This is a genomic window from Stappia sp. ICDLI1TA098 (assembly GCF_054880955.1).
This window is the reverse complement of sequence record NZ_JBTZBT010000001.1, coordinates 752,231-778,103: the sequence shown is the minus strand read 5'-3', so window position 1 is coordinate 778,103 and position 25,873 is coordinate 752,231. Positions and strand designations below refer to the sequence as shown.

Genomic DNA, 25,873 nt, shown 5'->3' with positions numbered 1-25,873 from the left:
CGCTGCGGCAGGACAGAGATCCCGTCGCGGCTGAATCGGAGATCTAGCCTCTTTCCCGTGACAGTTCGGCGACAGGACCCACCAATTCCGGCCACGCAGGCTCAAAAAGAAAGGCCGGCGCGGGCATGCCGCGTCGGCCTTCGGTAACTGGTGCCGGTTCGCCGCAGCGCTCCGTCTCAGGCGTCGTCGGCGCGGCGCTGATCCGGCGCAACCGCTTCCTCGGCGAGAGCGGCGATCGCCTCGTCGAGCCCCATCGCGCTCTGGTTCTGGGAACCGAGCCTGCGAATATTGACCGTGCGCTCCTCCGCCTCGCGCTTGCCGCAGACGATGATCACCGGAACCTTGGCCAGCGAATGCTCGCGGACCTTGTAGTTGATCTTCTCGTTGCGCAGGTCGAGTTCGGCGCGCAGCCCGGCCTTCTTCACCGCCTTGAACACGTCCGACGCGTAATCGTCGGCATCCGAGGTGATGGTGGTGACGACCACCTGCTGCGGCGCGAGCCACAGCGGGAAGTGACCGGCGAAGTTCTCGATCAGGATGCCGAGGAACCGCTCCATCGAGCCGCAGATGGCGCGGTGGATCATCACCGGCGTCTTCTTCTCACCGTCCTTGTCGACATAGAAGGCGCCGAAACGCTCCGGCAAGTTGAAGTCCACCTGCGTGGTGCCGCACTGCCATTCGCGGCCGATGGCGTCACGCAGGGTGTACTCGAACTTGGGCCCGTAGAAGGCGCCCTCGCCCGGCAGGATGCCGGTCTTGATGCGCCCGCCCGACTGCTCGGCAATCTCGCCGAGCACGCGGGTCATCACCTCTTCGGCATGGTCCCACATCTCGTCGGTGCCGACACGCTTCTCCGGGCGGGTGGAGAGTTTCACCACGATCTCGTTGAAGCCGAAGTCCTCGTAGACCGACAGGATCAGGTCGTTGATCTTGTGGCACTCGGCCGCCATCTGCTCCTCGGTGCAGAAGATATGCGCGTCGTCCTGGGTGAAGCCGCGCACGCGCATCAGCCCGTGCATGGCGCCCGACGGCTCGTAGCGGTGCACGGCCCCGAACTCCGCCATGCGCAGCGGCAGGTCACGGTAGCTCTTCAGCCCGTGCTTGAAGATCTGCACATGCCCCGGACAGTTCATCGGCTTCAGCGCGAACAGCCGGGTATCCTCGGCCTCCGTGTCGGCGCACTGCACGGAGAACATGTTCTCCTTGTACCAGCCCCAATGACCTGAGGTCTCCCACAGCGACGTGTCGAGGATCTGCGGCGCGTTGACCTCATCGTAATCCTCGGCAAGGCGGCGGCGCATGTAGGCGACGAGCGACTGGAACAGGCTCCAGCCCTTGGCGTGCCAGAACACAACGCCCGGACCTTCCTCCTGGAAATGGAAGAGATCCATCTCGCGGCCAAGCCGGCGATGATCGCGCTTCTCCGCCTCCTCCAGCATGTGGAGATAGGCCTTGAGCTCGGCCTCGTTCGCCCAGGCGGTGCCGTAGATGCGGGTCAGCATCTCGTTGTCGCTGTCGCCGCGCCAGTAGGCGCCGGCGACCTTCATCAGCTTGAAGGCATCGCCGATCTGACGGGTAGAAGCCATGTGCGGGCCGCGGCAGAGATCGAGCCAGTCACCCTGGCGGTAGATCTTGACGTCCTCTCCCGCCGGAATCGCATCGACGAGTTCGACCTTGTAGGTCTCGCCCTTGTCCAGGAAGAAACGCTTGGCCTCGTCGCGCGACCACACCTCGCGGGTGAAGGCATCACCGCGCTGGATGATCTCGCGCATCTTCTTCTCGATGACCGGCAGATCCTCGGGCGTGAAGGGCTCGTCGCGCTTGAAGTCGTAGTAGAAGCCGTTCTCGATCACCGGGCCGATGGTGACCTGGGTGCCAGGCCACAGTGCCTGCACGGCCTCGGCCATCACATGGGCTGCATCGTGGCGAATGAGCTCAAGCGCGCGCGGGTCATCGCGCGTCACGATCTCGAGCCGCGCATCGCCTTCGATCGGCAGCGACAGGTCGGTGAGTTCGCCGTCGAGCGTCACCGCCACGGCCTTCTTGGCGAGAGACTTGGAAATGCCGGCAGCGATCTCCGCCCCGGTCACGCCAGGCTCGAAGTCACGCACGGAATTGTCGGGGAAGGTCAGATAAATCATGTCTGTCTCCTGCTCACTCCTGCAAACGGGGCAGGTAAGCGAAGCGTCCTGTGTTTCTGGAAGGCCCTCCCATAAGGGATTTGCGCCCGCCAAACAACCGTCGCGCGGCGCGAAGTTCGGCGGGAACGCAGGTTCGGCGATGGCTTGGACCGTGACGCGGGCGGTCCAGGGTCGCCGCCCGACAGCCTTCAGGTTCTTACCTCGCCTCCAGCCGCTTCACGAACCAGCGCACCAACCGGTCCCAGACGGCATCCTTCTCGGCGGAATCCTCCACGCCATGGTCGAGATTGGGGTTGTCGTTGACCTCGATGACAACGACCCTGTCGCCGAAGGACTTGAGATCGACGCCATAGAGACCGTCGCCGATCAGGCGGGCGGCGCGCACGGCGGTCTCCACCACCGCCGGAGGCGTCTCGGCGAGCGAAACGGAGCGGAACCGCCCCTCCTCCGCCTGTTTTCCATCCTCGTGGCGCACGATCTGCCAGTGCTTCTTCGCCATCAGGTACTGGACGGCGAAGAGCGGCTCGCCATCGAGCACCCCGACACGCCAGTCGAATTCCGTCGGGCAGTATTCCTGCGCGATGATGATGTCGCTTTCTTCGAGCAGCGCCTTGAGCTTCTCGGCGATGGCTTTCTCGCCCTCGACGCGGAAGACGCCCCGCGAAAAGGACCCGTCCGGGATCTTCAGAACCACCGGCGAACCGAGCCGCGCCTCAAGCCCCGCCGCTTCCTTGACGCTGGACAGGATCGCCGTCTTCGGGATCGGCAGGCCATGGGATTCCATCAGCTCGGCGAGATAGACCTTGTTGGTGCATCGGATCATCGATACCGGATCGTCGATCACCGGCATGGCTTCCTGCACCGCCCGCCGCGCGAAGCGATAGGTGTGGTTGTCGATGTTGGTTGTCTCGCGGATGAACAGCGCGTCGAACTGCGCCAGCCGGTCGAGATCACCCTTGCCGATGGGCACGATCTCGACGCCCTGACGGGCCGCGACCTTGGCAAGGTAGCGCAAGGATTCCTGGCTGGACGGTGCCAGGTCCTCCTTCGGATTGGAAAGCACGGCGAGCGAGTACTTCATCGGCACGCGCTGCTTCGGCGCCCGCCAGGCGCGATGCGTGTAGCGATCGAGGCTTTCCATCATGAAGGCGCGGCTCGCCGGGTCGAGTTCGGAAACCGGCACGGCGCGGATGCGGGTGATCGCGCGCCAGTCGCCGCCGGCGAAGCGCACCTCAAGGATCGGTGCCCGGTACCAGTCGAACAGCAGCCGCGCGAAGGGCTCGAGCGCGGCCGCCCGCGTCATGCCGAGGCAGACGAGGACGCGGCTTCCTTCCGCCTCCTCCGGCGCCTTCGCAAGACAGCGGTTAAGGCTGTCCTCCAGTTCCGGGAGTGCATGACGGTAGAGCCCCTTGCGGGACAGCTCGATCATCGTCTCAACGTTTGGCAGCACCCGGTGCTGGCGTGCCTCGGCCAGCAACGAGGCGTAATAGCCCGCGCCCTGATAGGCGTAGGAACGCGACAGGTTGATGATGTTTGGATAGGTGCCCGTGAACAGCTTGGGCCGCACCAGGTAGTCACGTACGCTCATCACCTTGTGCGGTGTGTCGGCGTTCGAGACGTCTTTCGGGTTGTCTACCAGAACGACCCATGTCGCCATGTCCGGCTAATCCTTCTTCAAAGAGGTCCTGGCGTCAGGATGATCTGGGCGCGGACCGGAGGCTTGCCCCAGCGCGCCATGCGTTCGAATTCCCCGTCCGGGATCGGCAGGTTTGCTGCATCCTGGATGGTTTCATAGCCCTCGTAGCCAAGCCAGGGGTCGTGCACGAAGAGGTGACGGCCATCTTCGCCCGTGACAAGCACCCAATGCGGCCCGCGCCGGCCGAGCATACGATATTCGGAGATGAGCACGATGGCGAGACCGCCGCCCGCCACCGTTTCCGCAAGCTGGCGCGGCGAGAGCTGCTCCTCCAGCACCGGAATGCCAAGTTCGACAGCCTGAGCGCGGTAGTCGTCCTGCACGATCTCCATCACCCGACGCTTGTCCGCATCGCGCACGGAGGACATGAAGAGATGCCCCGGAGGCGTCAGGCGGACCTGCGCGCGCAACCCCCTCTCGGCCGCTGCGACCGCCAACCCGAAAGGTCCGCAGCCGCCGTGGCCGGAGGCCAGATAGATGGTCGTTGATTCCCGCCACAGGCGCAGCTCCAGCCGCTCCCCCATCTCCGTCTCCGGCAGGAAATGCTTCAGCGCCATGACAAGGCAGGAGGGGCCGCAGGTGAAATCGGTGGTCTGGGCGAAGTAAGGCACGCGCGATGCCTGGGCCTCCGCGTCGTGAAGTGGCTTTTCCATCCGCAAGGCCGCCATGCCGTCGGCATAGTAGCCGGCGACGCGCCCATGTACCCGGTAGCCAGACCGCTCGTAGACCCGGCGCGCCGGTGTGTTGTCCTCACGAACCTCGAGGCGCAGCACGATCCGGTCGCGCGCATAGGCGTCCGCCTCCGCCGCCGCAAGCAACGGACGGGCGACGCCCCTGCCCCGCATCTCCGCCAGCACCGCGAAGGAATAGAGGCGAGCCAGCGCAGTGCCGGCCCGAAACAGCAGAAGCGCATAGCCAACCGCCTTGCCGTCGAGTTCGGCGATCAGACAGGACGCGCCCGGACTTTCAAGGAACCGTCGGAACGAACGGCGCGAGATGCGGTCGTGGGTGAACGCTTCCGTCTCGATGGCGAGGAGGTCTGCGAGGTCGTCGGGGCGGGCTGCGCGAATGCTGGCCTGCACCAGGTCGGGAGTGTCCAATTCCGGCTCCAGCGGCTGCGGCGCCTTGAGCCCGCGCTGCGCGGACCCCGGCTGGCCATGCCTTGCACGGCGCGCGCCTCCACGATGCGGGACGTCACGTTGCAGGCAGTCTCCATACTCGCCTTCACCGCGAGCGTCGCCAAGAGCTTTCGCATGGCTCCTGCGTTTTTCGCATGGGAGCGACGGCTCTCGGACGGGATCGAAAAACGTCGCGCTGGAAAGACCTTGAGGTAAGAACTCAGTCGAGCCGCGTCGCCGGATCGATATGGTCGGACGTCCAGTGGCCATAGCGCCAGGGCATATACCAGCGAGCGTTGTCCGGCAGGCTCCCGGGGATCGGATCGAAGCCACTGCCGCCACCTGGCCGGCACCTAAGGATTCGGGCAAGGCCGATCCAGCCGCCCGCCCAGAACCCGTAACGCGCCATCGCATCGGAGGTGTACCAGGAGCAGCTTGGCGCGTAGCGGCAGCCCCGCCCCATAAAGGCCGACAAGGAGAGCTGATAGGCGCGGATCACCGCCATGCCGACGCGCGCGGGCACGCTGACGTGGCCTGCCGACGGGGGGCGGTGCTGCGCGCCTTCCCCGTGCCGATGGCTGCTTCCGGGCCCGCACATGGCAGCACTCCCGCGGGCGGCTCAGGCTGCCGCCTCGTCCTTCGCCTTGATCTGGTCGAGCGCATCGACCACTGCCTCGAAGACAAGCATCGTGGAGGCGTGGCGGGCCTTGAAGTCACGCACCGGCTCGAGCAGCACACAGTCGGCGAAACGCCCGGCGGGCGCCGGGGCGCCTTCCTTGAGCATTGCCCGCATCTCATCGCGCAGCTTGCGCAGCTCGTCTGCGGTCGCGCCGACGACATTGCGGGCCATGATCGAGGCCGATGCCTGGCCGAGCGCGCAGGCTTTGACGTCCTGCGCGAAATCGGTCACAACATCATTCTGCATCTTAAGGTCGACAACAACGGTCGATCCGCACAACTTTGAGTGTGCCTTGGCGGATGCGTCAGGGGCATCGAGGCGGCCAAGACGGGGGATATTGCCAGCCAGTTCGAGGATTCGCGCGTTGTAGATGTCGTCGAGCATGAAGGCCTCATCACCGAAACGTGAAACGGACAACCCGAACTTCACGTCCTTCCCAAAGCTCTTATATAGGCGCTTGTCGGCGAAGAAAACGCATCCGGCGACCCTTGTCGCCGGAACCCGCGTCTCCCACACCGAAAGTCAGGACGGGATGTGGCCCATATCCGCCGTATTTCCGGGGTCTTGACGTCAACTTCCGTGCTGCTACTCCCCGGTCTCGGGTGGGTCGGCACGACCATACAGGCCGGGGCCATGTGGTCCGCGGCGGCAGGGATAGCGTAAGGCATGCGGAATAAAGCACAAACGGGAGACCCCGCAATGGATGCCATCTTGAAGTCGGTCAACGGGGAAGACGGCGATCACACGCCCGCGCTCAAGCGCCCGACCCGCGAGGAAGCCGAGGCGGCAGTGCGCACGCTCATTGCCTGGGCCGGCGACGACCCGACGCGCGAGGGCGTGATCGAAACGCCCAAGCGGGTCGCAAAGGCCTATGGAGAGATCTTCTCAGGCTATGATCAGGATCCGGCCGAGCATCTTCAGCGGACCTTCGAAGACGTCGGCGGATACGACGACATCGTCCTCGTGCGCGGCATCCCCTTCTTCTCCCATTGCGAGCATCACATGCTGCCCTTCATCGGCGAGGCGCATGTCGCGTATTATCCCTCCGACGGCGTCGTCGGCCTGTCGAAGATCGCAAGGGTCGTCGACATCTACGCCAAGCGCCTGCAGACACAGGAAAACCTGACGGCGCAGATCATCGGGTCCATCGACAAGCATCTGGCGCCGCGCGGCATCGCCATCATGCTGGAGGCCGAGCATCAATGCATGACCATGCGCGGCGTGCAGAAGACCGGCGTCTCGACCATCACCACCCAGTTCACCGGCGTCTTCCGCGACGACCCGGCCGAACAGGTGCGCTTCATGACCCTGGTGCGCGACGGCCGGCGATAAGCCGGCCCGTTCCCCTCGCACACCACGCAAGAAATTCCGAAAGACCATGACCGAAACGCTTTTCGCCCAGCGGGGCAGCAAGGCCGAGATCGAAGGCGGTGCCTCCTTCCAGCCGAAGTTCGATGCCGATGGGCTCATCGTCTGCGTCGTCACCGACGCAACCGACGGCACCGTGCTTATGGTTGGCTACATGAACGCCGAGGCACTGGCACGCACCATCGAGACCGGCGAGGCATGGTTCTGGAGCCGTTCGCGCAAGGGGTTCTGGAAGAAGGGCGAGACCTCGGGACAGATCCTCGCCGTCGTCGACATTCTCACCGACTGCGATCAGGACGCGCTCGTCCTCAAGGTCAATGTCGCCGGCAACGGCGCGACCTGCCACGTCGGCTATCGCTCCTGCTTCTATCGCCATGTGGTGAAGGGCAACGCCGGCGAAAGCCCGCGCCTGTCGCCGATTGGCGAGGACCGGGTCTACGACCCGGCCGAGGTCTACGGGCACAGCCACGACCACTAAGACCGTTGCCGCCGGCTACCGCATCCGCAGCGGTGTCCCGTGCAGCCCGGACCAGTCCACATCGCCGGCGCCCGACAGGCGCCGGCGATGTTCGTTTCAGGTCATGGCGATGTAGTTGCGCATGTCCTCGGCTTCGCGCTCGATCTGCGCGATACGGTACTTCACCACGTCGCCGATCGAGATCAGGCCGTCGAGCTTGCCGTCCTTTACGACGGGCACATGGCGGAAGCGGCCGCCGCTCATCCTGGCCATCACGGAGTTGATCGATTCATGCGCCTGGCAGGTCACCACCTTGCGCGTCATGTAGTCGGAGACAGCCTTGTCGAGCGCCTCCGGCCCGTCCTGCGAAATGGCGCGGACCACATCGCGCTCCGACAGGATGCCGGAAATGCCGGCCCCGGCGCCTGCGATCACGATGGCGCCGATCTTGTGCTGCGCAAGCGTTGCGCAGATCTCGCGCATCGTCGCGCCCTCAGAGGCGGTCGTGACCTCCCGCCCCTTCTCGTTCAAAATCGCTGCAACGGTCATGCGCCGATCCTCCCATGCCTGAATTCCGGACCCGATTCCGGTACGCGAAACGCTCCTCCGGCGTTGACGGTGCCCGCCTGTCGCTCCGTCATCATGACCTATCCTGACGCTGGCGCAATCGGCAAAGACGCCAAGGAAGGCCGTCAGCGTGCGAGCCGACGAACCGGATCGAACAAGGAAAACAGCAGGAAACCGGCAAGGAAGCCACCAAGATGTGCTTCCCAGGCAATCTGTGCGCCCTCCCCGGCAATGGCCGGCGTGAACAGGCCGAACACCAGATTGATGCCGAACCAGACCGCAAGGAAGATCAGGACCTGGGGATTCGACAGCGCCGCGACAAAGCCGATGGCAGGGACCCGGTAGGCCGCCTGGTCGGAACGGCGGAACGCTCCAAGCGGGCCTCCCATCTGGAAGACGAAGCGCGTTGCCGCCGCCATATGGCCCGAGATCGCCGCCGAGGCACCGATCATCGGCGCGATCTCGCCGAAGTGCGCGGACAGATAAGCCGCCGCGCCGGCAATGGCGCAGACGGCCGAGAACAGCAGGAAGCGCAGGGCGCCGAAGCGACGCGCCACCGCGCTGCCGAACACCGCCATCCACAAAAGGTTGACGAAGAGGTGGCTCCAGCCGCCGTGCAGAAAGGCATAGGTGACGAACGTCCAGGCGTTCGCGAGGTAGCCGCCGGGCAGCTCCGCGGACGCACCCGGAAGATAGCGCGCGGGCAGGAAGGCAAAGGTGAGAAGAACCTCAAGCTGCGCCTGCTCGGAGAGAAACACCGCATCGACGACATGGATCGCGCCCATGGCCAGCGCCAGCGCCACGATGACGCGAGGAAGGTTCAGCGCCGGTTCCCGGCCTTCCGGCGGAAACGGTCGCTGCGGCGCGGGGCGGTGCGTTTCTGGCATGTGTTCCGGGCTCGACAAGGGCGGCACTCCTGCGGCGCGCTGCCGCGCGCGGGCTCAAGCATATCGGGTTGCGTCCGGCGAATACCATGGCCGACCGCCGCGCCCAACCGCTTTCGCCGGCAACTGGCACACGCCCTGCTTCGTTGAGGACGAAACCCGGCCCGGCAGCTGGAACCGTCCCCGATCGGGACAGATCCGAGGCAGCCGTCCCGAAACGACCGAACGACGGGCGCGCAAATGAAACATCCGGTGACACAACGCCTCTATGCCTATTGGGACGGATTGCGCGACGAGCGCCCCGCCCCCGACCGCAATGAGATCGAGCCGGGCCAGATTCGCGGCCTGCTGGGCGACACGTTCATCCTCGAACTGGTCAACCGCGACACCTACCGCTACCGGCTCGCCGGCACGCGCCTGTGCTCCCTGCACTGTCGCGAGCTGAAGAACCGCAACATCCTGCGCGGCTGGTCGAGCGAGGACCACGAGGCGCTCGGCACGCTGCTCGCAGCCGTTACCGAGGACGCCGCCGCTGCCGTTCTGGGCATCGCCGGCTTCACCGAGCGCAAGCAGGCGGTGGAGATGGAAATGCTTCTCCTGCCGCTGCACATTCCCGGCGAGGGATGCAGCCGCGTGCTCGGAAGCTGTGTCGCGCTGGAGCAGCCCTACTGGGCGGGAATGCACCCGATCCTGTCGCAGACGATCAAGAGCGTCCGCCTGCTCTGGCCGGACGAACGGCCGTCCTTCCTGGGCATGCGCACCGCGCAGGTGGCGACCGCAGCCTCGTCGGTTCCCCAGATCCGCCGCGCGCCGTTGCCCGCCAGCGCCAGCCCGTTTCCCGTTGCAGGGGCAAGGCAGGTGCAACACCTCACCGTCATCGAGGGTGGCAAGAACTGACCAGCTTCCAGCGATTACGCTATGTTAACGCTCCCGACCTAGGGTGGACGCAGCAGCGTTCCGGCGGCATGATATCCGTGTTGGTGGTTTAGGGAAGGTCGGTGACTGATGGCGCACGCCACGGCACTCACATACATGACAGTCGCCGCCACGAAGGATGTCGACCGCCGACGCCATTCGCGCGTCAGGGTCGATATTCTCGGTCGCTTCATGCTTGAAGATCGCCGCGAGTACCCCTGTCAGGTTATCGACATGTCGCCCGGCGGCGCGGCCATCATCGCCCCGACAACCGCCCGGATCGGCGAGCGCGTGATTGCCTACATCGACCACATCGGTCGTATCGAGGGCGAGGTCGTCCGCGAGATCGAGGGCGGGTTTGCCATCCGCATCAACGCCCCCCTGCGCAAGCGCGACAAGCTCGCCAATGTGCTCACATGGCTCGCCAACCGCGACGTCCTGAACCTGCCGGAAGACCGCAGGCACGAGCGCTTCACGCCGAAGAACCCGCTGACGCAGATCGTTCTTCCCGACGGGCGCAAGTACCAGTGCCGGATCGTCGACCTGTCGCTCTCCGGAGCCTCGCTCAAGACCGACGTCAAACCCGAGATCGGCATCGTCATCGACATCGGCAAGATGCGCGCGCGCGTCATCCGTCACACCGAGGACGGCGTCGCGGTCGAGTTCGCGAACATCCAGAACCGCGATCTTCTGGAACGCCATATTTCCTGACCGGGCTTTTCCGCAACTTCCGACTGGCGTTGTCCCGCGCCCTGCCGCCTGCGCTCCGCTCGCGCCACGACCTCCCAGCTTTCACACAAATGTTCCTTGCACATCGCCCGGCTCTCAGCCGGGCCAATCGCGTTGCAACGCGGCGCCGGCCGAAACGTCGCGTGCGCGGCCGAACTGAGTGTCTGAGCTGAGCGCCCGAGAGGCGGCACAGAACAGCTCCCTCTTCACAACCCAAGCGCCAACAAGCCCAAGCCCTTCCCGAGCACTCTTCACAAGCAGCTACCGCCTGTCAGCGGGAGCTGCTCGCCCGATTTCAGTCATGCCCGATAATCGATAAAATTTGAATCAAATAAGCATAAAAATATGTATTTATTTGAATAAAATTTGACTTAAATGCAATTATACTTTGCATCAAAAACACATTCCGGGCTTATACTGGAATAAAAACGAGCGTGTCATTGTATATCCAACCTTGGGGAAGGGATATACGATGAAAAAGACATCGAAAGCACATTTCGCGATCGCAGCTCTGGCGATCCTGATGACCGCCGGCACCGCACGCGCGGATGACGGCCCCGGCCGCTACATGGAGACCGGGCAGGCCGCCAGCGCGCCGGTCGGGCATGTGGGTTTTTGCAAGGAAAATCCATCGGCCTGCCGTACAGGCAAAGGTGGTGCCGTGGTCGTGAAGCTCGACCGGGACCGCTGGGCCGAGTTGATCGCCGTCAACGCGCAAGTCAACCGCAGCGTCAAGCCCGTGACCGACATCGAGCTCTTCGGCGTAGAGGAGTACTGGACCTATCCGACGGACGGTCAGGGCGACTGCGAGGAATACGTTCTGGAGAAGCAGCGCGTGCTCGAAGCCCGCGGCTGGCCGCGCAGTGCACTTCTTATCACTGTCGTGAAGGACACGAACAGCGCTGGACACGCTGTCCTGACGGTTCGCACCGATCAGGGCGACGTGATCCTCGACAACCAGATCGAGGCCGTTCTGCCCTGGTATTCGGCTCCATACCGTTTCGTCAAAAGGCAGTCGCCCTCGAACCCGGCCCGCTGGGCCGCGATTAGCGACCGCCGTGTCAGCACGGTGGCTAGCTTGTCGAACTGACGAGGCCGCGCCTCACCACCTTCGGCACCGCCGACCTCCCCCCCTTCCCCAAACTTGTGGGTCGGGGTGCCGGGCCGGTCCTTCGGGACCGGCCATTTTTTTTGCGCCCGGCCAATGCGGGCGATGGTGGATGCCTAGAGCTGGACCAATCCGTCACGGAACCGCTTCCAGTTGCGCACATAGCTGGCGGCCGACTCCGTCAACCCTCGCGCTGCCGCTTCGTCGAGCTGGCGCGCGACCCGCCCCGGCATGCCGACGACGAGCGAATTGTCCGGAATCTCCTTGCCCTCGGGGATGAGCGCATTCGCGCCGACGATGCAGTTGCGGCCAATCTTTGCACCGTTCAGCACCGTTGCCCCCATGCCGACAAGGCTGTTGTCGCCAATCGTGCAGCCATGCAGGATTGCCTTGTGGCCGATCGTGCAATTGCTACCGATGGTGAGCGGAAAGCCAAGATCCGTATGGATGACGCAACCGTCCTGCACATTCGAATTCTCGCCGACGGTGATCGTCTCATTGTCGCCGCGCAGTATCGCGCCAAACCAGACGCTGGCGTCCTTCAGGAGAACGATGCTGCCAATCAGCGTGGCGCAGGGCGCGATCCAGTAATTTCCCTCGCCGGGAAGTTCGGGGCATCGCTCGCCGAGGCGATAGAGGGGCATGATGTCTCCTTCAGGGCGTGTGTTGGCTGGGGCCGACCGCAAGACCGGCCACCTTCATTGCAGCACGACCAGCATCACATGCAAGACCATCACGCCCGAGCATAGGCTCCACATGCCGGCAATGGTGGACGACGCGACAAGCCAGCCAAATGGCCTCTGTTCGATGCGCCTTCCGCGAATCGCATTGCGCATGATGATGAAAGGGCCGGCGAAAACGCACAAAAGACAGGAAACAAGCCCCTGCAGCCATGTCTCGACCTGAAACACAAATCGCAAGGGCTTACCCGTCACCAACTGATAGAAACTGCCAAGAATCCCGGCCACAACAAACCCTGAACACCCCAAATACGCCGCCGCCGCAAGTTCGCCCATCACCCTGTTAACCCCTCATTAACCAAACATCGGAGAGCCTGTCCTGAAACTGGCTTTCCGCTTGAGTAAAAAGCTCGAGCAAATAGCGTGCCGAGTGTATCGGTCCGTTAACGAACCGGTAACCATGAAATGGCGCGCAAGAGGCACCGCCTTCCGCTTCGAAACGGGACAGGTGTCCCACGGCGGAACAGGCGCGCAGCGCCCATGCAGAGGAACGAAGCAAGGATGGGGAGCGCATGACGATGCCGATGTCGCTCCCGAACGGTACGGGCATGCGGGCGCGACACTTCACGCCGATCGTGCTCGCGCTGGCGCTGGCCGGCACGGCCTTCGTTGCTCATACCGTCGGCTCCTGGATGAGCTTCGCACGCGCGCCCAGCGGCTGGAGCGCGCGCGCCGAGCACATTCCCGTCTCCCTTGGAACGCTCACGCTTTCAATCCCGGCCAACATGATGCGCAGAGTCGAGGAGCGCGTCGCCGGCGGCAGCCTGGAGCGTGTCAATCTCTCGGTGCTGTGGCCGTCGATGGAAGGCTACAGCGAATTGCGCGCCCGCGACTTCGCCGATGCCGGCGACCGCTCGCCGGTGCTCAACATCGCGCTTTCCGATGATGCCGAGACGATGGACACGAGCGAGCGGCTGCGCCGGGTGTGGCTGTCGCTGGCAGCCGGCGAATCCCTGCCCGGCCCCGAGGGCCTTGCGCTGCTGCCGCTTCCCGGCGACAGCGCCTCGGGCACCGACTTCGTCGCTCACCGTGCCGAGCCGGAGGGGCTGTTTGCGGCCCGCTGCTTCACCCCGCGTGAAAAGTCGCTCGCCGCCAATTGCGAGCGCTCGATCCGCATTGGCGACCGACTGTTCGCGACCTACCGCTTCCGCCAGGCGCAACTTGCGAACTGGCGCGAACTCGATGCCCGCGTCGGCGCGCTCGTCGCCTCGCTTCGCCCCTGACCCCGATATCTGAGCAAAGAAAAAGGCGCGCCGAACCCTGCTCGCCGCGCCTTCGTGTCCTGTCGACCTCGAGCCGAAGGAAAATCACATCTCTTCGATATCCATCTCGAGGATGGCCATCGAGAAATTCCAGCTCAGATCGCCATCGTCGTCATCGCGATAGACCACGCCGATGAACTCGTCACCAATGTAGACCTCGGCGGAATCGTCCTTCTTCGGGCGCGCCCGGACGGCAAGCTTCGGCAGCTCGAATTTCTTCTGGAAATAGAGTTCAAGCTTGCGGATTTCGTCTGCCTTCACGGTCGGCTCCTCTCGTCGCCCGCCCGGGCAAGCCGGCCCGGCGGGTGTCATGTTCCTGTGGCGCCCCGCGCGAACCAGCGGTTCCGCGCGATGCGACCGGACACCGAAGCGGCGACCGGCCCGGGCACCGTCGATGCGCGAACCCTACACGTTCAAAGCGTCGAGCCAAGGCACTCGCGGCCACTTTCCCCATGCGAGCTTCGCCTGGGGAGAAGTGATGCGCGAATGAGCCACCAATGCGGCAGAGACAATCCCGCCGCACAGGAGGCGCTGTTCACCGTCTCTGACCCTGGCCGCGCCCGGGTCGTCGGACTACGCCTTGTCACTCTGCGGTTCGTCGACGATCAGCTGGTTCATCGTGCGCGACGGCTCGGCGCACCCCGCCGCGCCGACCACCCTGGCCGGAACGCCCGCCACGGTTGAGTTCGCCGGCACGTCGTGGAGCACCACCGAGCCGGAGGCGATCTTCGAGCAATGGCCGATGTCGATGTTGCCGAGCACCTTGGCGCCGGCGCCAATCAGAACGCCGTTGTGGATCTTGGGATGGCGGTCGCCCTCCTCCTTGCCAGTGCCGCCGAGCGTTACGTTCTGGAGGATCGAGACATTGTCGCCGATCTGCGCGGTCGCACCGACGACAATGCCCGTGGCGTGATCGACGAAGACGCCGTTGCCGACCGGCACGGCCGGATGGATGTCCACCTGGAACACCTCCGAGCAGCGGCTCTGCAGATAGAGCGCGAAATCCTTGCGCCCGCGCTTCCACAGCCAGTTGGCCAGCCGGTGCGTCTGCAGCGCGTGGAACCCCTTGAAGTAAAGCAGCGGCTCCAGGAAGCGGGTGCAGGCCGGGTCGCGATCATAGACGGCCACGATATCGACGCGGAACGTCTCGGCAAGCTCCCGGCTCTCGACCAGCGCCTCCAGATAGGTCTGCCGGATGAGAGAGGCCGAAACGACCACATGGCCAAGCCGGTCGGCAAGACGATGGACCACCGCCTCCTCCAGCCGGTCGTGATTGAGGACGGTCTCATAGACGAACGAGGAAAGCGCCGGCTCGGCGCGAACCATTGCCTCCGCTTCCTCGTGAAGACGCTCCCAGACGGGATCGTGGCGCGGCAGTACTGCCGCTTCCGTTGCGTGTGTGGATTGCGGCATGCCTGCCTCCTTGCCCCGGCCGGCCCCTGGGGCAACGTCCGGGCGCATGCATTGTGACTGCGGTCTCGGGAGACATCATATAGCCATCGCCCCGGCGATGACCATAGGGGAGGCGGCGAGGCGTCTCGCGCGTGGTGCGAGTCGTTTTGTTAACCGGTTTCAGCGAAGGTGCAGGGATGGAATGCGACGCACTTTCGCCTGGAAGCCGCGCCCTGCCGGGGACCTGCCGCAGTCGCTCTTGACGCCGGCCACATCGCCTGATTCCTTACCGCGCAATCAGGCTGATTGATTCTCCTTGCGAAGCAGGAGATTCATCGCATGAAGAACCTGAAGCAGCGCTTCAAGCGCCCAAAAGATCCAAGCCGACGCAAATACCGAAAGATCTTGCTAGCCAACCTGCTGGAGCAATCTCCTCACAGGAAGCTTAAACACGCTCACGCTCCGCGTTAACTTTCAGTTTACCATATAGGTCTCTGAAAAATATAGAATTCCCCCGTAGCGCGCGTGACGCCCCCCCGCACACTGGAACGTCCCGCCCGCATGGCACGAAGGCGGCTTCAGGCGGCTTTCAATTTTTCCAGGAACGACACCACCGCATCGGCGAAGGCGTCATTCCGGTCTCCGGCCACCATATGCCCCGCGCCCTTTACATCCGCGTATTCGGCCTGGGGAACGAGGGACAGGAACTCCTCGACATGCGCGTCGGTGACGAGCTCGGAACGCGCGCCCCGCACAAGCAGAACGGGCAGGCGCAACGCCGCCGCCGAGGCGACGAGCTGCGCCTCCACATCCTGCGGCCGCGCCTCGGTGCCGTGGCGGCCGTCGATGAAACGCGGGTCCCAGTGCCAGCGATAGCGCCCGTCCTCATGCAGCCGCAGGTTCTTCGAAAGACCGTCGAGGTTCGAGGGGCGGCGGCGATGGGGCAGATAGCTGGCGATGGCGTCGGCCGCCTCTTCCACCGAGGCAAAGCCCTCGTGCATGCGCTCCGCCATGAAGGAGATGATCCTGTCGACGCCGGAAGGATCCATGCGCGGCGTCACGTCTACCAGCACCAGTGCGGAGAGCGTTCCCGGCTGCAGCCTCCCCTCCGCCAGAAGCGCCGCTATTCCACCAAGCGACGCGCCAATGGCGATCGGTCGTGCGCCGGTCTCGCTGACGATCAGGTCGCTGACGGAAACGACGTCGCGGGCGAAATCGGTGAAGTCATAGGCGCCGCTCTCCACCCAGGCGCTGTCTCCATGGCCGCGCTGATCCATGCTCCACGCATTGAGACCGCGCTCGGCCAGCCGCACTCCGGTCGCGTCCCAGGCATGGCGGGTCTGCCCACCGCCATGGAGAAGCAATGCCGACCGGGCCCCACTGCCGAAACGGTCTGCCACGAGGGTATTGCCCTCCGCGCCGCAAAGTTCGACCGTCCGCGCACTCATGACACACCCGCCCGCGCCAAGGCATGGAGGAAGTCGACGACACCCTGCTTGTAGACCTTGTCGCCGACGGCAACCATGTGATCGCGGTTGGGGATCTCCAGCACCTCGGCATGCTGCATCAGCGCGGCAAGCTTCTGCGGCGAACCGGCGATATCGTCCTTCGTGCCGACGGCAACCAGAACCGGCTGCCGGATGCGCGAGATTTCCTCCTCCGAGATCTTCTGGCGCGAGGAGCGCATGCAGGCCGCAAGCGCCAGCCGGTCCGACTTCGTCTGCTCGGCGAAGGCGCGGAAGGCGCGCCCGGTGCGGTCGGTCACATCGGAGAGCTTCTCCGCCTCGAGGGCTGATGCGATCGGCTCGGGATCGCCGACGCCGGACACCATTCCATAGCCAAGGCCGCCAAAGACGACGCTGCGCACCCGCTCGGGATGATTGAGCGCGAGAAAGGCGGAAATGCGCGCGCCCATCGAGTAGCCCATCACGTCGGCACGACCGATGCCGAGATGGTCGAGAAGCCGAAAGGCATCCTCCGCCATCGCCGGCGCACCGTAATCATCCGGCTTGTGGCTTCCCTGGCTCTCGCCATGCCCGCGGTTGTCGATCGCTATGACCCTGCGCCCGGTCTCCGTCAGCAGCTTGACCCAACCGGGATAGACCCAGTTCACCTGCTTGTTGGATGCAAATCCGTGGATGAGCAGGATCGGCTCGCCCCGCCCCTCGTCGAGGTAGGCAAGTCGCAGTCCGGCGGAATCGAAGTGGGGCATCTATCCTCTTACCCTTACGTAAAGGTTACATTTGCTCCCGCTACGATAGAGCCCCGCTCCCTTGTTGAAAAGTCCCGCGCCACGCGACGAAGGCAATGTCATTCATCGCATTTGCCGACCAGAAGTGCCCGCGGATCAGCTCCACCGGCTGGAATGTCGCATCCCTCTCGCCGCTTTCCCCTGTTCAATCCGGGTCTTCCTGCGTATGGTCCCGCCAAACATCGACCCGAACGGCAAGGATGGATGCGATGGCGGACGCAGTGATCCCCCATTTCCAGAACGACAGCGGCTTCGAGACCATCGAGATCGGCGCGAAGGAATTCCAGTGCGTCGGCGCACGACCGCCTTTCGATCACCCGCATGTCTATCTCGACATGGGTGACGAGACGGAGATCGTCTGCCCCTATTGCTCGACGCTGTACCGCTACAATGCGAAGCTCGGCGCGGGTGAGACGGAGCCGGCCGGCTGCCTTTGGAAGCCCGAAGCGGCGTGACCGCGCGGCGTCATCGGCTTCGCGCTGCATGACGCGGGACACACGCCGGACAAAAACATGGCGACTTCCGAAACAGGCTCCGGCCCCCTCTATGTGGCAGGAGCCGGCATAGGTGGACTGACCACCGCACTGGCGCTGTCACGCCGGGCGATACCGGTCACGGTTCTGGAGCGCGCCGAGCGCCTCGACCCGGTCGGATCCGGCCTGCAGATCCCGCCCAACGCGATGCACATCTACCGCGCCTTCGGCCTCGAGGAGGTGCTGAAGCGGCATGCGGTGGCCCCGGAAGCGATCCGGATCATGTCGGCGCGCACGGGCCGCGCGCTTGCCGACGTGCCGCTCGGCAGAACCGTCGAGGAGCGCTACGGCGCGCCCTATCTCGTCATCCACCGCGCCGACCTGCAATCTATTCTGCTCGATGCGGCGCGCCTTTCCGCCGGCGTCACCCTGACGCTTGGAGCAAGTCTTCGCGACGCGACGCAAGACGCTTCCCGCGTCACCATCGCGCTCGAGGAAAGCGACCGCGGCGATCTCCAGACCGGCTGCGGCCTCATCGGCGCGGACGGCGTCTGGTCCCAGGTCCGCCGCCGTGTCATGGGCATCCGCCAGGCCGTCTACAGCGGACGCACCGCCTATCGCGCGGTTTTCCCCATCGACTCCGTTCCCGGCGACTGGCGCCATGTCACCGGACTGTGGATCGGTCGCAACGCCCATATCGTCCACTACCCGGTCCGCGCCGGCACCCAGCTCAACGTCGTCGCCATTGTCAGCGAGGACTGGCAACAGGAAACCTGGTCGGGACCCGCCGCACGCGACGAACTGCTCGGCCATTTCCGCGACTGGCCAGCAGAGGTTCGCGCCTTGCTGGAGAGGCCGGAAAGCTGGCTGAAGTGGGCGCTATGCGGCATGGACCCCGGCTCGAGCTGGGTCGACGGCCGGCTCGCCCTGTTGGGCGATGCCGCCCACGGCATGCTTCCCTTTGCCGCCCAGGGCGCGGCAATGGCAGTGGAGGACGCGGCAGTCCTGGCGCGCGAGGTCGAGCGTCACGACACGATTCCCGCCGCCTTCTCCGCCTATCAGGATGCACGCCAGAACCGGGCGGAGCGCGTGCTTCGTCTGGCGCGGGAAAACGACCGCATCTATCACATGTCCGGCCCGCTGGCGCTTGCCCGGGACACGGTGATGCGCACCCTGCCCGCGATACGTCTTCTCGGACGGCTCGATTGGCTATATGGATGGCAACCTCCGGCCGAAGCGTGAGCGCCCGGCATCGGGGAAATGATGCACCGGAAAGCAGGAAACCGCGACTCATGACCGGCGAGCGCCAGGACACGATCGTCACCGCCGCGTTTCTCGTCATTGGCGACGAGATCCTCTCAGGCCGCACCAAGGACAAGAACATCGGCTATCTGGCCGAATATCTGACCGCGCTCGGCATCGATCTCGCCGAGGTCCGTGTCGTGCCCGACGTTACCGAGCGCATCGTCGAGGCGGTCAACGCGCTGCGCGCGCGCTATACATATGTGTTCACCTCCGGCGGCATCGGGCCGACCCATGACGACATCACCGCCGATTCCATCGCCGCAGCCTTCGACGTGCCGATTGACCACGACCCACGCGCCGTCGCGATTCTCACGGCGTTCTATCCCGAGGGACAGCTTACTCAGGCGCGCCTGCGCATGGCGCGCATCCCGCAGGGCGCGGAGCTGATCGAGAACACGGTTTCCAAGGCTCCGGGATTTCGCATCGGCAACGTGCATGTGATGGCCGGCGTTCCCGCGATCATGCAGGCGATGCTCGACGCCATCGCCCCCACGCTGAAGACAGGAACCCGCATCCTGTCGCGCGCCATCGACGCCGACCTTCCCGAAAGTCGCATCGCCGACCGCCTGCGCACGATCCAGGACGAGAACCCCGGAACGATGATCGGCTCCTACCCCCGTTCCAACGACGGCCGCTTCTCCACGCAGATTGTCGTGCGCTCACGCGACGAAGCGCTTCTGGAGCGTGCCGCATCCGCCGTGAGCGAGGCCGTCGCCGAGACGACCCGCCAGGCACCGAACCCCTAAGACACACCGCCCATCAGGACGAGATTACATGGAAAACCCGCAAGCCCCGAAAGCCTTCCCCGTCTCCTGGGACCAGTTCCACCGGGACTGTCGCGCGCTTGCGTGGCGCCTGTCCAGCCAGGGCAAGTGGGAAGCCATCGTCTGTATCACCCGCGGCGGTCTCGTTCCAGCGGCGATCGTTGCCCGCGAACTGGGCATCCGCATGATCGAGACGGTCTGCATCGCCTCCTATCACGATTACGAATCCCAGGGCGCGCTCAAGGTCATCAAGCCCGTCGACCCGGATGTCATCGACCTTGACGGCGGCAAGGGCGCGAGCGTGCTGGTCATCGACGATCTGGTCGACACCGGCAAGACCGCGCGGGTCGTGCGCGAGATGCTGCCGGACGCGCATTTCGCGACCGTCTACGCCAAACCGATGGGCCGCCCGCTCGTCGACACCTTCGTCACCGAGGTGTCGCAGGACACCTGGATCTACTTCCCCTGGGACATGGGCTGGCAATTCCAGCCGCCGATCGCGACCAATACGCAGGGCTGAACCGCCGAGATAGGCGCGCGCCGCTATTTCGGCGCATTTTCCTAGGCAAAAGGGAGACATGAGCGGATTCGGCGCCAGCCTTCGCCACGGCCTGACCGTGTTTCTTCTCCTTGCCTTCGCGTTGCACGCGGGCGGGGCGAACCTGCGTGCGTCCTCCCTGCGCAGCCTCGAGGCCCCGGGCGCGACGGCAACGGAAGCGTCGGCCACGCGGGAGGTGGCGCGCGGAGGTCCGTTGCGCTCCTGTGCCCTGCAGGGCAAGTGCGTGCCCTATGTCGCACCAGGCACCCCCCGCCTCGCGCCTCCCGAGCGCTCCGCGCGCCGGCACCCGCGCGAGACCGGGACGCTGATCGCACTCGCGGAACCCGCTCTCGACAATCCGCCACCGCGCGCCTGAACGGTTTTCCCGGAACCGTGGAACCGACCGCGTGTGCTCGGGGTTCTTCCCGTGTACCTCGGGACGCGCCGCCCCTTCCCTTGCCCTCGCCGGGCTGCCACTCGCCCGCTGGCGCATCTGACCTATGTGAAACGAAATGAAGACAATGACGCCTCCCAATCTTGCCTTGCCGTCGCGGCGCAGCTTTCTCACCGGACTGGCGGGCATATCGGGCCTGGCCCTGGCCGGTTGCCAGTCGGCGCCGCACGGTCGCCTCCAGCCGGCGGCCACCGCTCCCGCCCAGGTGGCCATCGACCCGTATTACCTGCAGATGTACGCGGCGATGCCCCAGGAGGAATTCCCGGTTCCCGCCGTCGATCTGCGTAGGCTCGATCCGGTCTATTTCCGCCAGGTCGTGCCCTACCAGACCGACGAACGCACCGGCACGCTGATCGTCGACACGCCGAACAGGTTTCTCTATCTGGTGATGGAGAACGGGCAGGCGATGCGCTACGGCGTCGGCATCGGCCGTGCCGGCTTCTCATGGGGCGGCCGCGCCAGGATCGCCTACAAGCGCGCCTGGCCGCGCTGGACGCCGCCGGCGGAGATGATCCAGCGCCAGCCGGAGCTGGAGAAGTATCGCAACGGCATGGCGCCGGGGCTGGAAAACCCCCTTGGCGCCCGCGCGCTCTACATCTTCGAGAACGGGCGCGACACGCTGTATCGCATCCACGGCACGCTCGAGACCTGGTCCATCGGCAAGGCCGTGTCCTCGGGCTGCGTCCGCCTGCTCAATCAGGATGTCATCGATCTCGCTTCGCGCGTCCCCAACGACACGCCGATCATCGTGCTTCAGGATCGCAACAACGGCAGCGTCGCCTGACCCTAAAAGGTCGACCGGCGCGACCCGTGCTCACATCTCGAGCATGACGCGCCGGTCGACGACGATTTCCTCCGGCGTGATCCGGCACCCGATGGCATAAGCCTCGACACCGCGCTCACGCGCCGCTGCGAAGGCGGCCGCATATGCCGGGTCGATGTCCGCGGCCAGGTTCATCCGCGCGCAATCGGGACGCTGCACCAGATAGACCATCGCCGCGCGCGCCCCCTGCTCGACCATGTCTCCCATCTCCACCAGATGCTTGGCACCGCGCGCGGTAACGGAATCGGGAAATTCCGCCAGTCCCGGCTCGCGCATCAGATGGACGTTCTTGACCTCCACATAGACCGGCCGGCCGTCGCTCTCCTCCAGCAGGATGTCGATGCGCGAGTTCTTCCCGTAGCGGACCTCGCGCCGCAGGCTCGAATAACCGGCGAGTTCACCGACAAGCCCGGCGGCAAGCGCCTCCTCGACCAGCCCGTTGGGATGCGCGGTATTGATGCCCACGAGCACTCCGTCGACCTCCACGATCTCCCAGGAATAGGCAAGCTTGCGCTTGGGGTTGTCCGACTTCGACAGGAAGACGCGCGCGCCCTCCGGCGCGAGCCCCAGCATCGAGCCGGGGTTGGCGCAATGGGCGGTGATCGTCTCGCCGTCATCGTCGAGAATGACGTCGGCGAGAAACCGCTTGTAGCGACGCACGAGTCGCCCGGAAACAAGAGCGGTGGGAAAACGCATGGGGAAACCCCTTGGAAGAACGGGCGCGCCCGGTGTCAGCGCGACCAGAAATCGGGATCGAGCAGCACGATGACCGTGAAAAGCTCGAGACGCCCCATCAGCATGGCGAAGGACAGGATCCATTTGGCCCCATCGGGAAGCGGCGCGAAATTGCCCGACGGCCCGATGATCGGCCCCAGTCCGGGTCCGACGTTGCCGACCGAGGTCGCCGCCGCCGACAGCGCTGTGACGAGATCGAGATCGAAGGCGGCCAGCAGCAGCGTGATGATGCCGACCGTTCCCATATAGACGACGAGAAAGGCCAGCACCGAGAAGGACAGTTCCGGCGTCAGCCGGGTGTTGCCATAGAGCTCCGGCACCACGCGGTTCGGGCGCACCATGCGGCGCAAGTGGGCCCGCACGGTGCCGAAGAACACCAGGAAGCGGAAGATCTTGATGCCGCCCGTCGTCGAGCCGGTGCAGCCGCCGACGAACTTCAGCAGCAGCGCCAGCACGACCACCGGCGTTCCCCATGTGGTGTAGTCGCCGTAGGCATAGCCCGTGCCGGTGATGATGGCGATCATATTGAAGGCGGAGAGCCGCAGCGCGTCCTCGAACGGCAACCGGTGCACGAGGCCGATGTAGACGGTGACCGCCAGCGAGACGAGGACGATGAAGCCGAGGAAGGCACGCACCTGCGGATCGCGCCAAAGCGCCAGTGGCGCCCCCCGGAGCGCCTGGATGATCAGCACGAAGGGCAGCGCACCGGTGATCATGAAGACGATCGCGACCCAGGCCGTCGCCGGGTTTGTGAAGAAGCCGAACGACTTGTCGTGGGTGGAATAGCCGCCCGTTCCCACCGTCGTGAAGGCGTGGTTGACCGCGTCGAAGGGCGACATGCCGGTCGCCCAGAAGGCCGCCGCGCAAAGAGCAGTCAGAAACAGGTAAGAGACGCCGATCAGCCGCACCAGTTCGATGGAGCGGGCGACGATCTTCTCGCTTCGGTCGGAGTTCTCGCTCTGGAAGAGCTGCATGCCGCCGATCCGCAGGAACGGCAGCAGCACGATGGCCATGACGATGATGCCAACGCCGCCCATCCACTGCATCAGCGAGCGCCAGACAAGCAGCCCCGGAGGCAGGTCGTCGAGGCCGGAAAGCACGGTCGAACCGGTCGTGGTGAATCCCGACACCGCCTCGAAGACGGCGTCCGCGTAACCGACGCCAAGCCACAGGAACGGCAGTGCGCCAAAGGCCGGCAGCGTTACCCAGGACAGCGTCGTCAGGATGAAGGTCTGGCGCATGTTGAGCCCGTCGCCGAGCGATCCGCCGACGGCAACCGACAGCAACAGTCCGATCAGGCCGGTGATCAGCGACGACATGACAAAGGCCTGCCAGTCGGCGTTGCGCGCGGCCACGTCCACCATCGCCGGAATCAGCATGGCCGTCGCCAGCCCGACATGGAGGAAACCGAGAACGTTCAGGACAGGGCGCAGCGAAATCACGAACCGGGCATCTTTCATCGACAACAAGGCCGCAAAGGCTTAGCCGATTTCAGGGCCGAACCCTACCCCCAATTGACAAGGGCGACGCCCATGCGCCCGCAAGCGAACATACGGCGAGGACAAACGGCAAGACGTGACGCCGGGCCGGGCGGATCAGCCGTGCTGCACCTGGAATGCGCGGATGTCGGCCAGCGTCGGAATCGCCTCCGTCGCCCCGTGCCGTCCGACCTGTAGCGCCGCCGCGGCATTGGCCGTCGCCATCGCGGTGGCCGGATCGGCTCCCTTGTCGGTCTCCGCCAGGAAGGCACCTAGGAACACGTCGCCCGCCCCGGTCGTGTCGACGACGCTCACCGCATGTGCGCCGACCGTCGTTTTGCTGCCGCCGGCGATATAGTCGGCGCCCTCGCCGCCGCGCGTGACGAGCAGCGCGAGGCTCTCCGGCAGGTTGCCCGCGCCACCTATGGCATGAAGCAATTGCTCAAGCTCGATTGCGTTCACGGAAAGCAGATCGACATCGGCAAGCAGCGGAACGACCGTATCGGCGACAAAGGGGGCGGCCGAATAGGCCACCTTCAGCCCGCGCCGACGTGCCGGCCGGGCGCAGCTCTCCGCCTGATTGGTCTCGTTCTGGAACAGCAGCCAGTCGCCCGCCTGTGCCGCTTCGATGGCCGCCTGAACGGCGCCATCCGGCACCCGCCCGTTCGCTCCCCAGTCCAGCACGATCAGGTTCTCGCCGGCCCGGTCGACGAAGATCGTCGCGCTTCCCGTCTCGATGCCCTCGACGCCGACAACCGCGCCGTCGTCGAGGGACAGACGACGCAGGGTCTCGCGCATTGGTACATCCAGGGCTCCAACCGCCCCGACGTGACGCACCGATCCTCCGGCCCGCAGGATCGCAACCGACTGGTTGAGCCCCTTGCCTCCAGGCCCGACCGACACCGAGAACGCCTGCAGCGTCTCACCCGGCTGCGGGAAATGCGGCACCCGCAGCACGCGATCCCAGTTGATCGAGCCGACGTTCAGGATGGTCATTGCGCCGCAATCTCCTCCCGGAATTGCGCCGTGCCCGTCTCGATGTGCTCAAGCAGGTCCATAACGGCCCAGTGCCTTTCGCAAATGTCGTAATCCGTGACCCGGGAGTGCGCCGAGGCAAAGGTCCCAAGGCGCGTGTGGTAGATCTTGGCAAGGCCCGGATAGCCCATGGGTTCGGCCATGGCCGCCAGCGCCAGGAACACTTCCAGCCGCCGCGACAGATCGCTGTCCGCATCCCGGTTGCGGTAGAGCCAGGCATAGAGATCCGGGTGGAAGTTGGTGAAGACCCCGGCAAAGCCGCGCGAACCGGCCCGCATCGCCTGCGCGGCGATCGCCGCGTTGGCGTTCACCACGGCAAAGCCTGAATCGCCCGCAAGCCCGACCCGCCGCCGCACTGTCTCAAGGTCGCAGGACACATCCTTCAACGTCACGAAGCGTCCGGTGTCGCGGCACAGTTTGAACTCGTCGTCACTCAGAAGCCTCCGGTATGGCGCCGGGCATTCGTAGAGCCCCAGCTTCAAGTCACCGGGAAGCCAGCCGAGGACGGCATCGAGCCCCTCGCGGAACGCCGCCTCGCCCGCGTTCGCGGGATCGAGGTGATTGGTCACCAGGACCAGCGCGTCCAGGCCGGTGTCGGCCATCGCCATCAGTTCCTCGCGCTGCGCGTCCCGAGCATCGCTGATATGGCCCGAGCCGATGACCCCGACCCGTCCGTCGGCGAACTCGATCGTGCGCCGCGCCAGTTCGACGCGTTCGGCCAGCGACAGCCTCTGCATCTCGCTCGACTGGCACACTGCAAACAGGGTGTCCGCACCCTGGGCGACATACCAGTCGACGAGACGTGCGAGGCCATCCCAGTCGATCCGGTCATCTTCCGTGAAAGGTGTCAGCATCACCGGTACGATACCGTCAGAGCCCTTGCGCATTTTCCGTTCTTTCCAATGGATTTGTAATCATTTTTTATTTTAGAATAGCATTCCAGAATTCAAGTCGACAAGGA

The 25,873-nt window shown here is 65.0% G+C and carries 29 protein-coding genes; 12 read left to right on the top strand and 17 right to left on the bottom strand.

What is annotated here, in order from left to right:
* Positions 1-176: 176 nt before the first annotated feature.
* From thrS to ACSLUQ_RS03415, 5 genes are all read right to left on the bottom strand, one after another.
* Positions 177-2,141, bottom strand: coding sequence for a threonine--tRNA ligase (thrS, locus tag ACSLUQ_RS03435; protein WP_461807704.1), 1,965 nt, complete (start codon positions 2,139-2,141; stop codon positions 177-179).
* A 196-nt stretch (positions 2,142-2,337) separates the two neighbouring features.
* Positions 2,338-3,798, bottom strand: coding sequence for a RimK family protein (locus tag ACSLUQ_RS03430; protein WP_461807703.1), 1,461 nt, complete (start codon positions 3,796-3,798; stop codon positions 2,338-2,340).
* A 17-nt stretch (positions 3,799-3,815) separates the two neighbouring features.
* Entirely contained in the window at positions 3,816-4,937 is a 1,122-nt protein-coding gene (locus tag ACSLUQ_RS03425) for a GNAT family N-acetyltransferase/peptidase C39 family protein (RefSeq protein ID WP_417770734.1), read from the bottom strand.
* 238 nt (positions 4,938-5,175) lie between these two features.
* Complete coding sequence (gene yidD, locus ACSLUQ_RS03420; RefSeq protein WP_461807702.1) at positions 5,176-5,553, bottom strand: membrane protein insertion efficiency factor YidD; 378 nt, start codon at positions 5,551-5,553, stop codon at positions 5,176-5,178.
* Positions 5,554-5,574: 21 nt separating this feature from the next.
* Entirely contained in the window at positions 5,575-6,018 is a 444-nt protein-coding gene (locus ACSLUQ_RS03415) for an iron-sulfur cluster assembly scaffold protein (protein ID WP_417770735.1), read from the bottom strand.
* Positions 6,019-6,333: 315 nt separating this feature from the next.
* Here ACSLUQ_RS03415 and folE point away from each other — a divergent pair, with 315 nt between their 5' ends.
* Entirely contained in the window at positions 6,334-6,966 is a 633-nt protein-coding gene (gene folE, locus ACSLUQ_RS03410; RefSeq protein ID WP_461807701.1) for a GTP cyclohydrolase I FolE, read from the top strand.
* 46 nt (positions 6,967-7,012) lie between these two features.
* Complete coding sequence (gene hisI, locus ACSLUQ_RS03405; protein ID WP_461807700.1) at positions 7,013-7,480, top strand: phosphoribosyl-AMP cyclohydrolase; 468 nt, start codon at positions 7,013-7,015, stop codon at positions 7,478-7,480.
* A 96-nt stretch (positions 7,481-7,576) separates the two neighbouring features.
* Here hisI and ACSLUQ_RS03400 read toward each other — a convergent pair whose 3' ends face one another.
* Together ACSLUQ_RS03400 and ACSLUQ_RS03395 are read right to left on the bottom strand one after the other, a co-directional pair.
* Complete coding sequence (locus ACSLUQ_RS03400) at positions 7,577-8,008, bottom strand: CBS domain-containing protein (RefSeq protein ID WP_417770738.1); 432 nt, start codon at positions 8,006-8,008, stop codon at positions 7,577-7,579.
* A gap of 143 nt (positions 8,009-8,151) precedes the next feature.
* Positions 8,152-8,913 (bottom strand): rhomboid family intramembrane serine protease, encoded by a 762-nt coding sequence (locus ACSLUQ_RS03395; protein ID WP_461807699.1) that lies wholly within the window; start codon positions 8,911-8,913, stop codon positions 8,152-8,154.
* Between the two features lie 249 nt (positions 8,914-9,162).
* Here ACSLUQ_RS03395 and ACSLUQ_RS03390 point away from each other — a divergent pair, with 249 nt between their 5' ends.
* The 3 genes from ACSLUQ_RS03390 (at position 9,163) to ACSLUQ_RS03380 (ending at position 11,644) form a co-directional block, all read left to right on the top strand.
* On the top strand, positions 9,163-9,807 hold the full coding sequence (locus ACSLUQ_RS03390; protein WP_417770740.1) for a PAS domain-containing protein: 645 nt from the start codon (positions 9,163-9,165) through the stop codon (positions 9,805-9,807).
* A gap of 108 nt (positions 9,808-9,915) precedes the next feature.
* On the top strand, positions 9,916-10,536 hold the full coding sequence (locus tag ACSLUQ_RS03385; RefSeq protein ID WP_417770741.1) for a PilZ domain-containing protein: 621 nt from the start codon (positions 9,916-9,918) through the stop codon (positions 10,534-10,536).
* A gap of 490 nt (positions 10,537-11,026) precedes the next feature.
* On the top strand, positions 11,027-11,644 hold the full coding sequence (locus tag ACSLUQ_RS03380; RefSeq protein ID WP_461807698.1) for a transglutaminase-like cysteine peptidase: 618 nt from the start codon (positions 11,027-11,029) through the stop codon (positions 11,642-11,644).
* A gap of 134 nt (positions 11,645-11,778) precedes the next feature.
* On the opposite strand, the gene ACSLUQ_RS03375 is transcribed toward ACSLUQ_RS03380, so the two are convergent.
* Positions 11,779-12,306: a gamma carbonic anhydrase family protein gene (locus tag ACSLUQ_RS03375; protein WP_417770743.1), complete on the bottom strand. Its 528-nt coding sequence runs from the start codon at positions 12,304-12,306 to the stop codon at positions 11,779-11,781.
* 54 nt (positions 12,307-12,360) lie between these two features.
* Positions 12,361-12,678: a DUF6949 family protein gene (locus tag ACSLUQ_RS03370; protein ID WP_417770744.1), complete on the bottom strand. Its 318-nt coding sequence runs from the start codon at positions 12,676-12,678 to the stop codon at positions 12,361-12,363.
* Positions 12,679-12,920: 242 nt separating this feature from the next.
* Between ACSLUQ_RS03370 and ACSLUQ_RS03365 the strand changes: the two genes are divergently transcribed.
* Positions 12,921-13,625 carry a hypothetical protein gene (locus ACSLUQ_RS03365; protein WP_417770745.1) on the top strand — a complete coding sequence of 235 codons (705 nt, stop codon included), beginning with the start codon at positions 12,921-12,923 and terminating at the stop codon, positions 13,623-13,625.
* Positions 13,626-13,709: 84 nt separating this feature from the next.
* Here the strand turns inward: ACSLUQ_RS03365 and ACSLUQ_RS03360 are convergent, their stop codons facing one another.
* The 4 genes from ACSLUQ_RS03360 to ACSLUQ_RS03345 all read right to left on the bottom strand — a co-directional run bounded on the left by ACSLUQ_RS03360 (position 13,710) and on the right by ACSLUQ_RS03345 (position 17,268).
* On the bottom strand, positions 13,710-13,925 hold the full coding sequence (locus ACSLUQ_RS03360; protein ID WP_417770746.1) for a DUF3126 family protein: 216 nt from the start codon (positions 13,923-13,925) through the stop codon (positions 13,710-13,712).
* Positions 13,926-14,237: 312 nt separating this feature from the next.
* Positions 14,238-15,077, bottom strand: coding sequence for a serine O-acetyltransferase (gene cysE, locus ACSLUQ_RS03355; protein WP_417770747.1), 840 nt, complete (start codon positions 15,075-15,077; stop codon positions 14,238-14,240).
* Between the two features lie 557 nt (positions 15,078-15,634).
* On the bottom strand, positions 15,635-16,456 hold the full coding sequence (locus ACSLUQ_RS03350) for an alpha/beta fold hydrolase (RefSeq protein ID WP_461807697.1): 822 nt from the start codon (positions 16,454-16,456) through the stop codon (positions 15,635-15,637).
* A gap of 44 nt (positions 16,457-16,500) precedes the next feature.
* A complete protein-coding gene (locus tag ACSLUQ_RS03345) occupies positions 16,501-17,268 on the bottom strand; it encodes an alpha/beta fold hydrolase (protein ID WP_461807696.1) in 768 nt (255 codons plus the stop codon).
* A 248-nt stretch (positions 17,269-17,516) separates the two neighbouring features.
* Here ACSLUQ_RS03345 and ACSLUQ_RS03340 point away from each other — a divergent pair, with 248 nt between their 5' ends.
* The 6 genes from ACSLUQ_RS03340 to ACSLUQ_RS03315 all read left to right on the top strand — a co-directional run bounded on the left by ACSLUQ_RS03340 (position 17,517) and on the right by ACSLUQ_RS03315 (position 21,625).
* The gene (locus ACSLUQ_RS03340; RefSeq protein ID WP_417770750.1) at positions 17,517-17,762 is read left to right on the top strand and encodes a zinc-finger domain-containing protein; all 246 of its coding nucleotides are present in this window, start codon (positions 17,517-17,519) and stop codon (positions 17,760-17,762) included.
* Positions 17,763-17,819: 57 nt separating this feature from the next.
* Positions 17,820-19,022, top strand: coding sequence for an FAD-dependent monooxygenase (locus tag ACSLUQ_RS03335; RefSeq protein WP_461807695.1), 1,203 nt, complete (start codon positions 17,820-17,822; stop codon positions 19,020-19,022).
* Positions 19,023-19,072: 50 nt separating this feature from the next.
* Positions 19,073-19,831 carry a competence/damage-inducible protein A gene (locus ACSLUQ_RS03330; protein WP_461807694.1) on the top strand — a complete coding sequence of 253 codons (759 nt, stop codon included), beginning with the start codon at positions 19,073-19,075 and terminating at the stop codon, positions 19,829-19,831.
* Between the two features lie 28 nt (positions 19,832-19,859).
* Positions 19,860-20,369, top strand: coding sequence for a xanthine phosphoribosyltransferase (gene gpt / locus ACSLUQ_RS03325; RefSeq protein WP_417770753.1), 510 nt, complete (start codon positions 19,860-19,862; stop codon positions 20,367-20,369).
* Between the two features lie 58 nt (positions 20,370-20,427).
* Positions 20,428-20,763, top strand: coding sequence for a hypothetical protein (locus ACSLUQ_RS03320; RefSeq protein ID WP_417770754.1), 336 nt, complete (start codon positions 20,428-20,430; stop codon positions 20,761-20,763).
* Positions 20,764-20,908: 145 nt separating this feature from the next.
* Positions 20,909-21,625: a L,D-transpeptidase gene (locus tag ACSLUQ_RS03315; protein WP_417770755.1), complete on the top strand. Its 717-nt coding sequence runs from the start codon at positions 20,909-20,911 to the stop codon at positions 21,623-21,625.
* 30 nt (positions 21,626-21,655) lie between these two features.
* Here the strand turns inward: ACSLUQ_RS03315 and sfsA are convergent, their stop codons facing one another.
* The 4 genes from sfsA to ACSLUQ_RS03295 form a co-directional block, all read right to left on the bottom strand.
* A complete protein-coding gene (gene sfsA / locus ACSLUQ_RS03310) occupies positions 21,656-22,360 on the bottom strand; it encodes a DNA/RNA nuclease SfsA (protein WP_417770756.1) in 705 nt (234 codons plus the stop codon).
* A gap of 35 nt (positions 22,361-22,395) precedes the next feature.
* Positions 22,396-23,859 (bottom strand): TrkH family potassium uptake protein, encoded by a 1,464-nt coding sequence (locus tag ACSLUQ_RS03305; protein WP_461807693.1) that lies wholly within the window; start codon positions 23,857-23,859, stop codon positions 22,396-22,398.
* A gap of 135 nt (positions 23,860-23,994) precedes the next feature.
* Positions 23,995-24,873 carry a ribokinase gene (locus tag ACSLUQ_RS03300; RefSeq protein WP_461807692.1) on the bottom strand — a complete coding sequence of 293 codons (879 nt, stop codon included), beginning with the start codon at positions 24,871-24,873 and terminating at the stop codon, positions 23,995-23,997.
* Positions 24,870-25,799, bottom strand: coding sequence for a dihydrodipicolinate synthase family protein (locus ACSLUQ_RS03295; RefSeq protein ID WP_417770759.1), 930 nt, complete (start codon positions 25,797-25,799; stop codon positions 24,870-24,872). The genes ACSLUQ_RS03300 and ACSLUQ_RS03295 overlap by 4 nt, the downstream gene beginning before the upstream one ends.
* Positions 25,800-25,873: the final 74 nt, after the last annotated feature.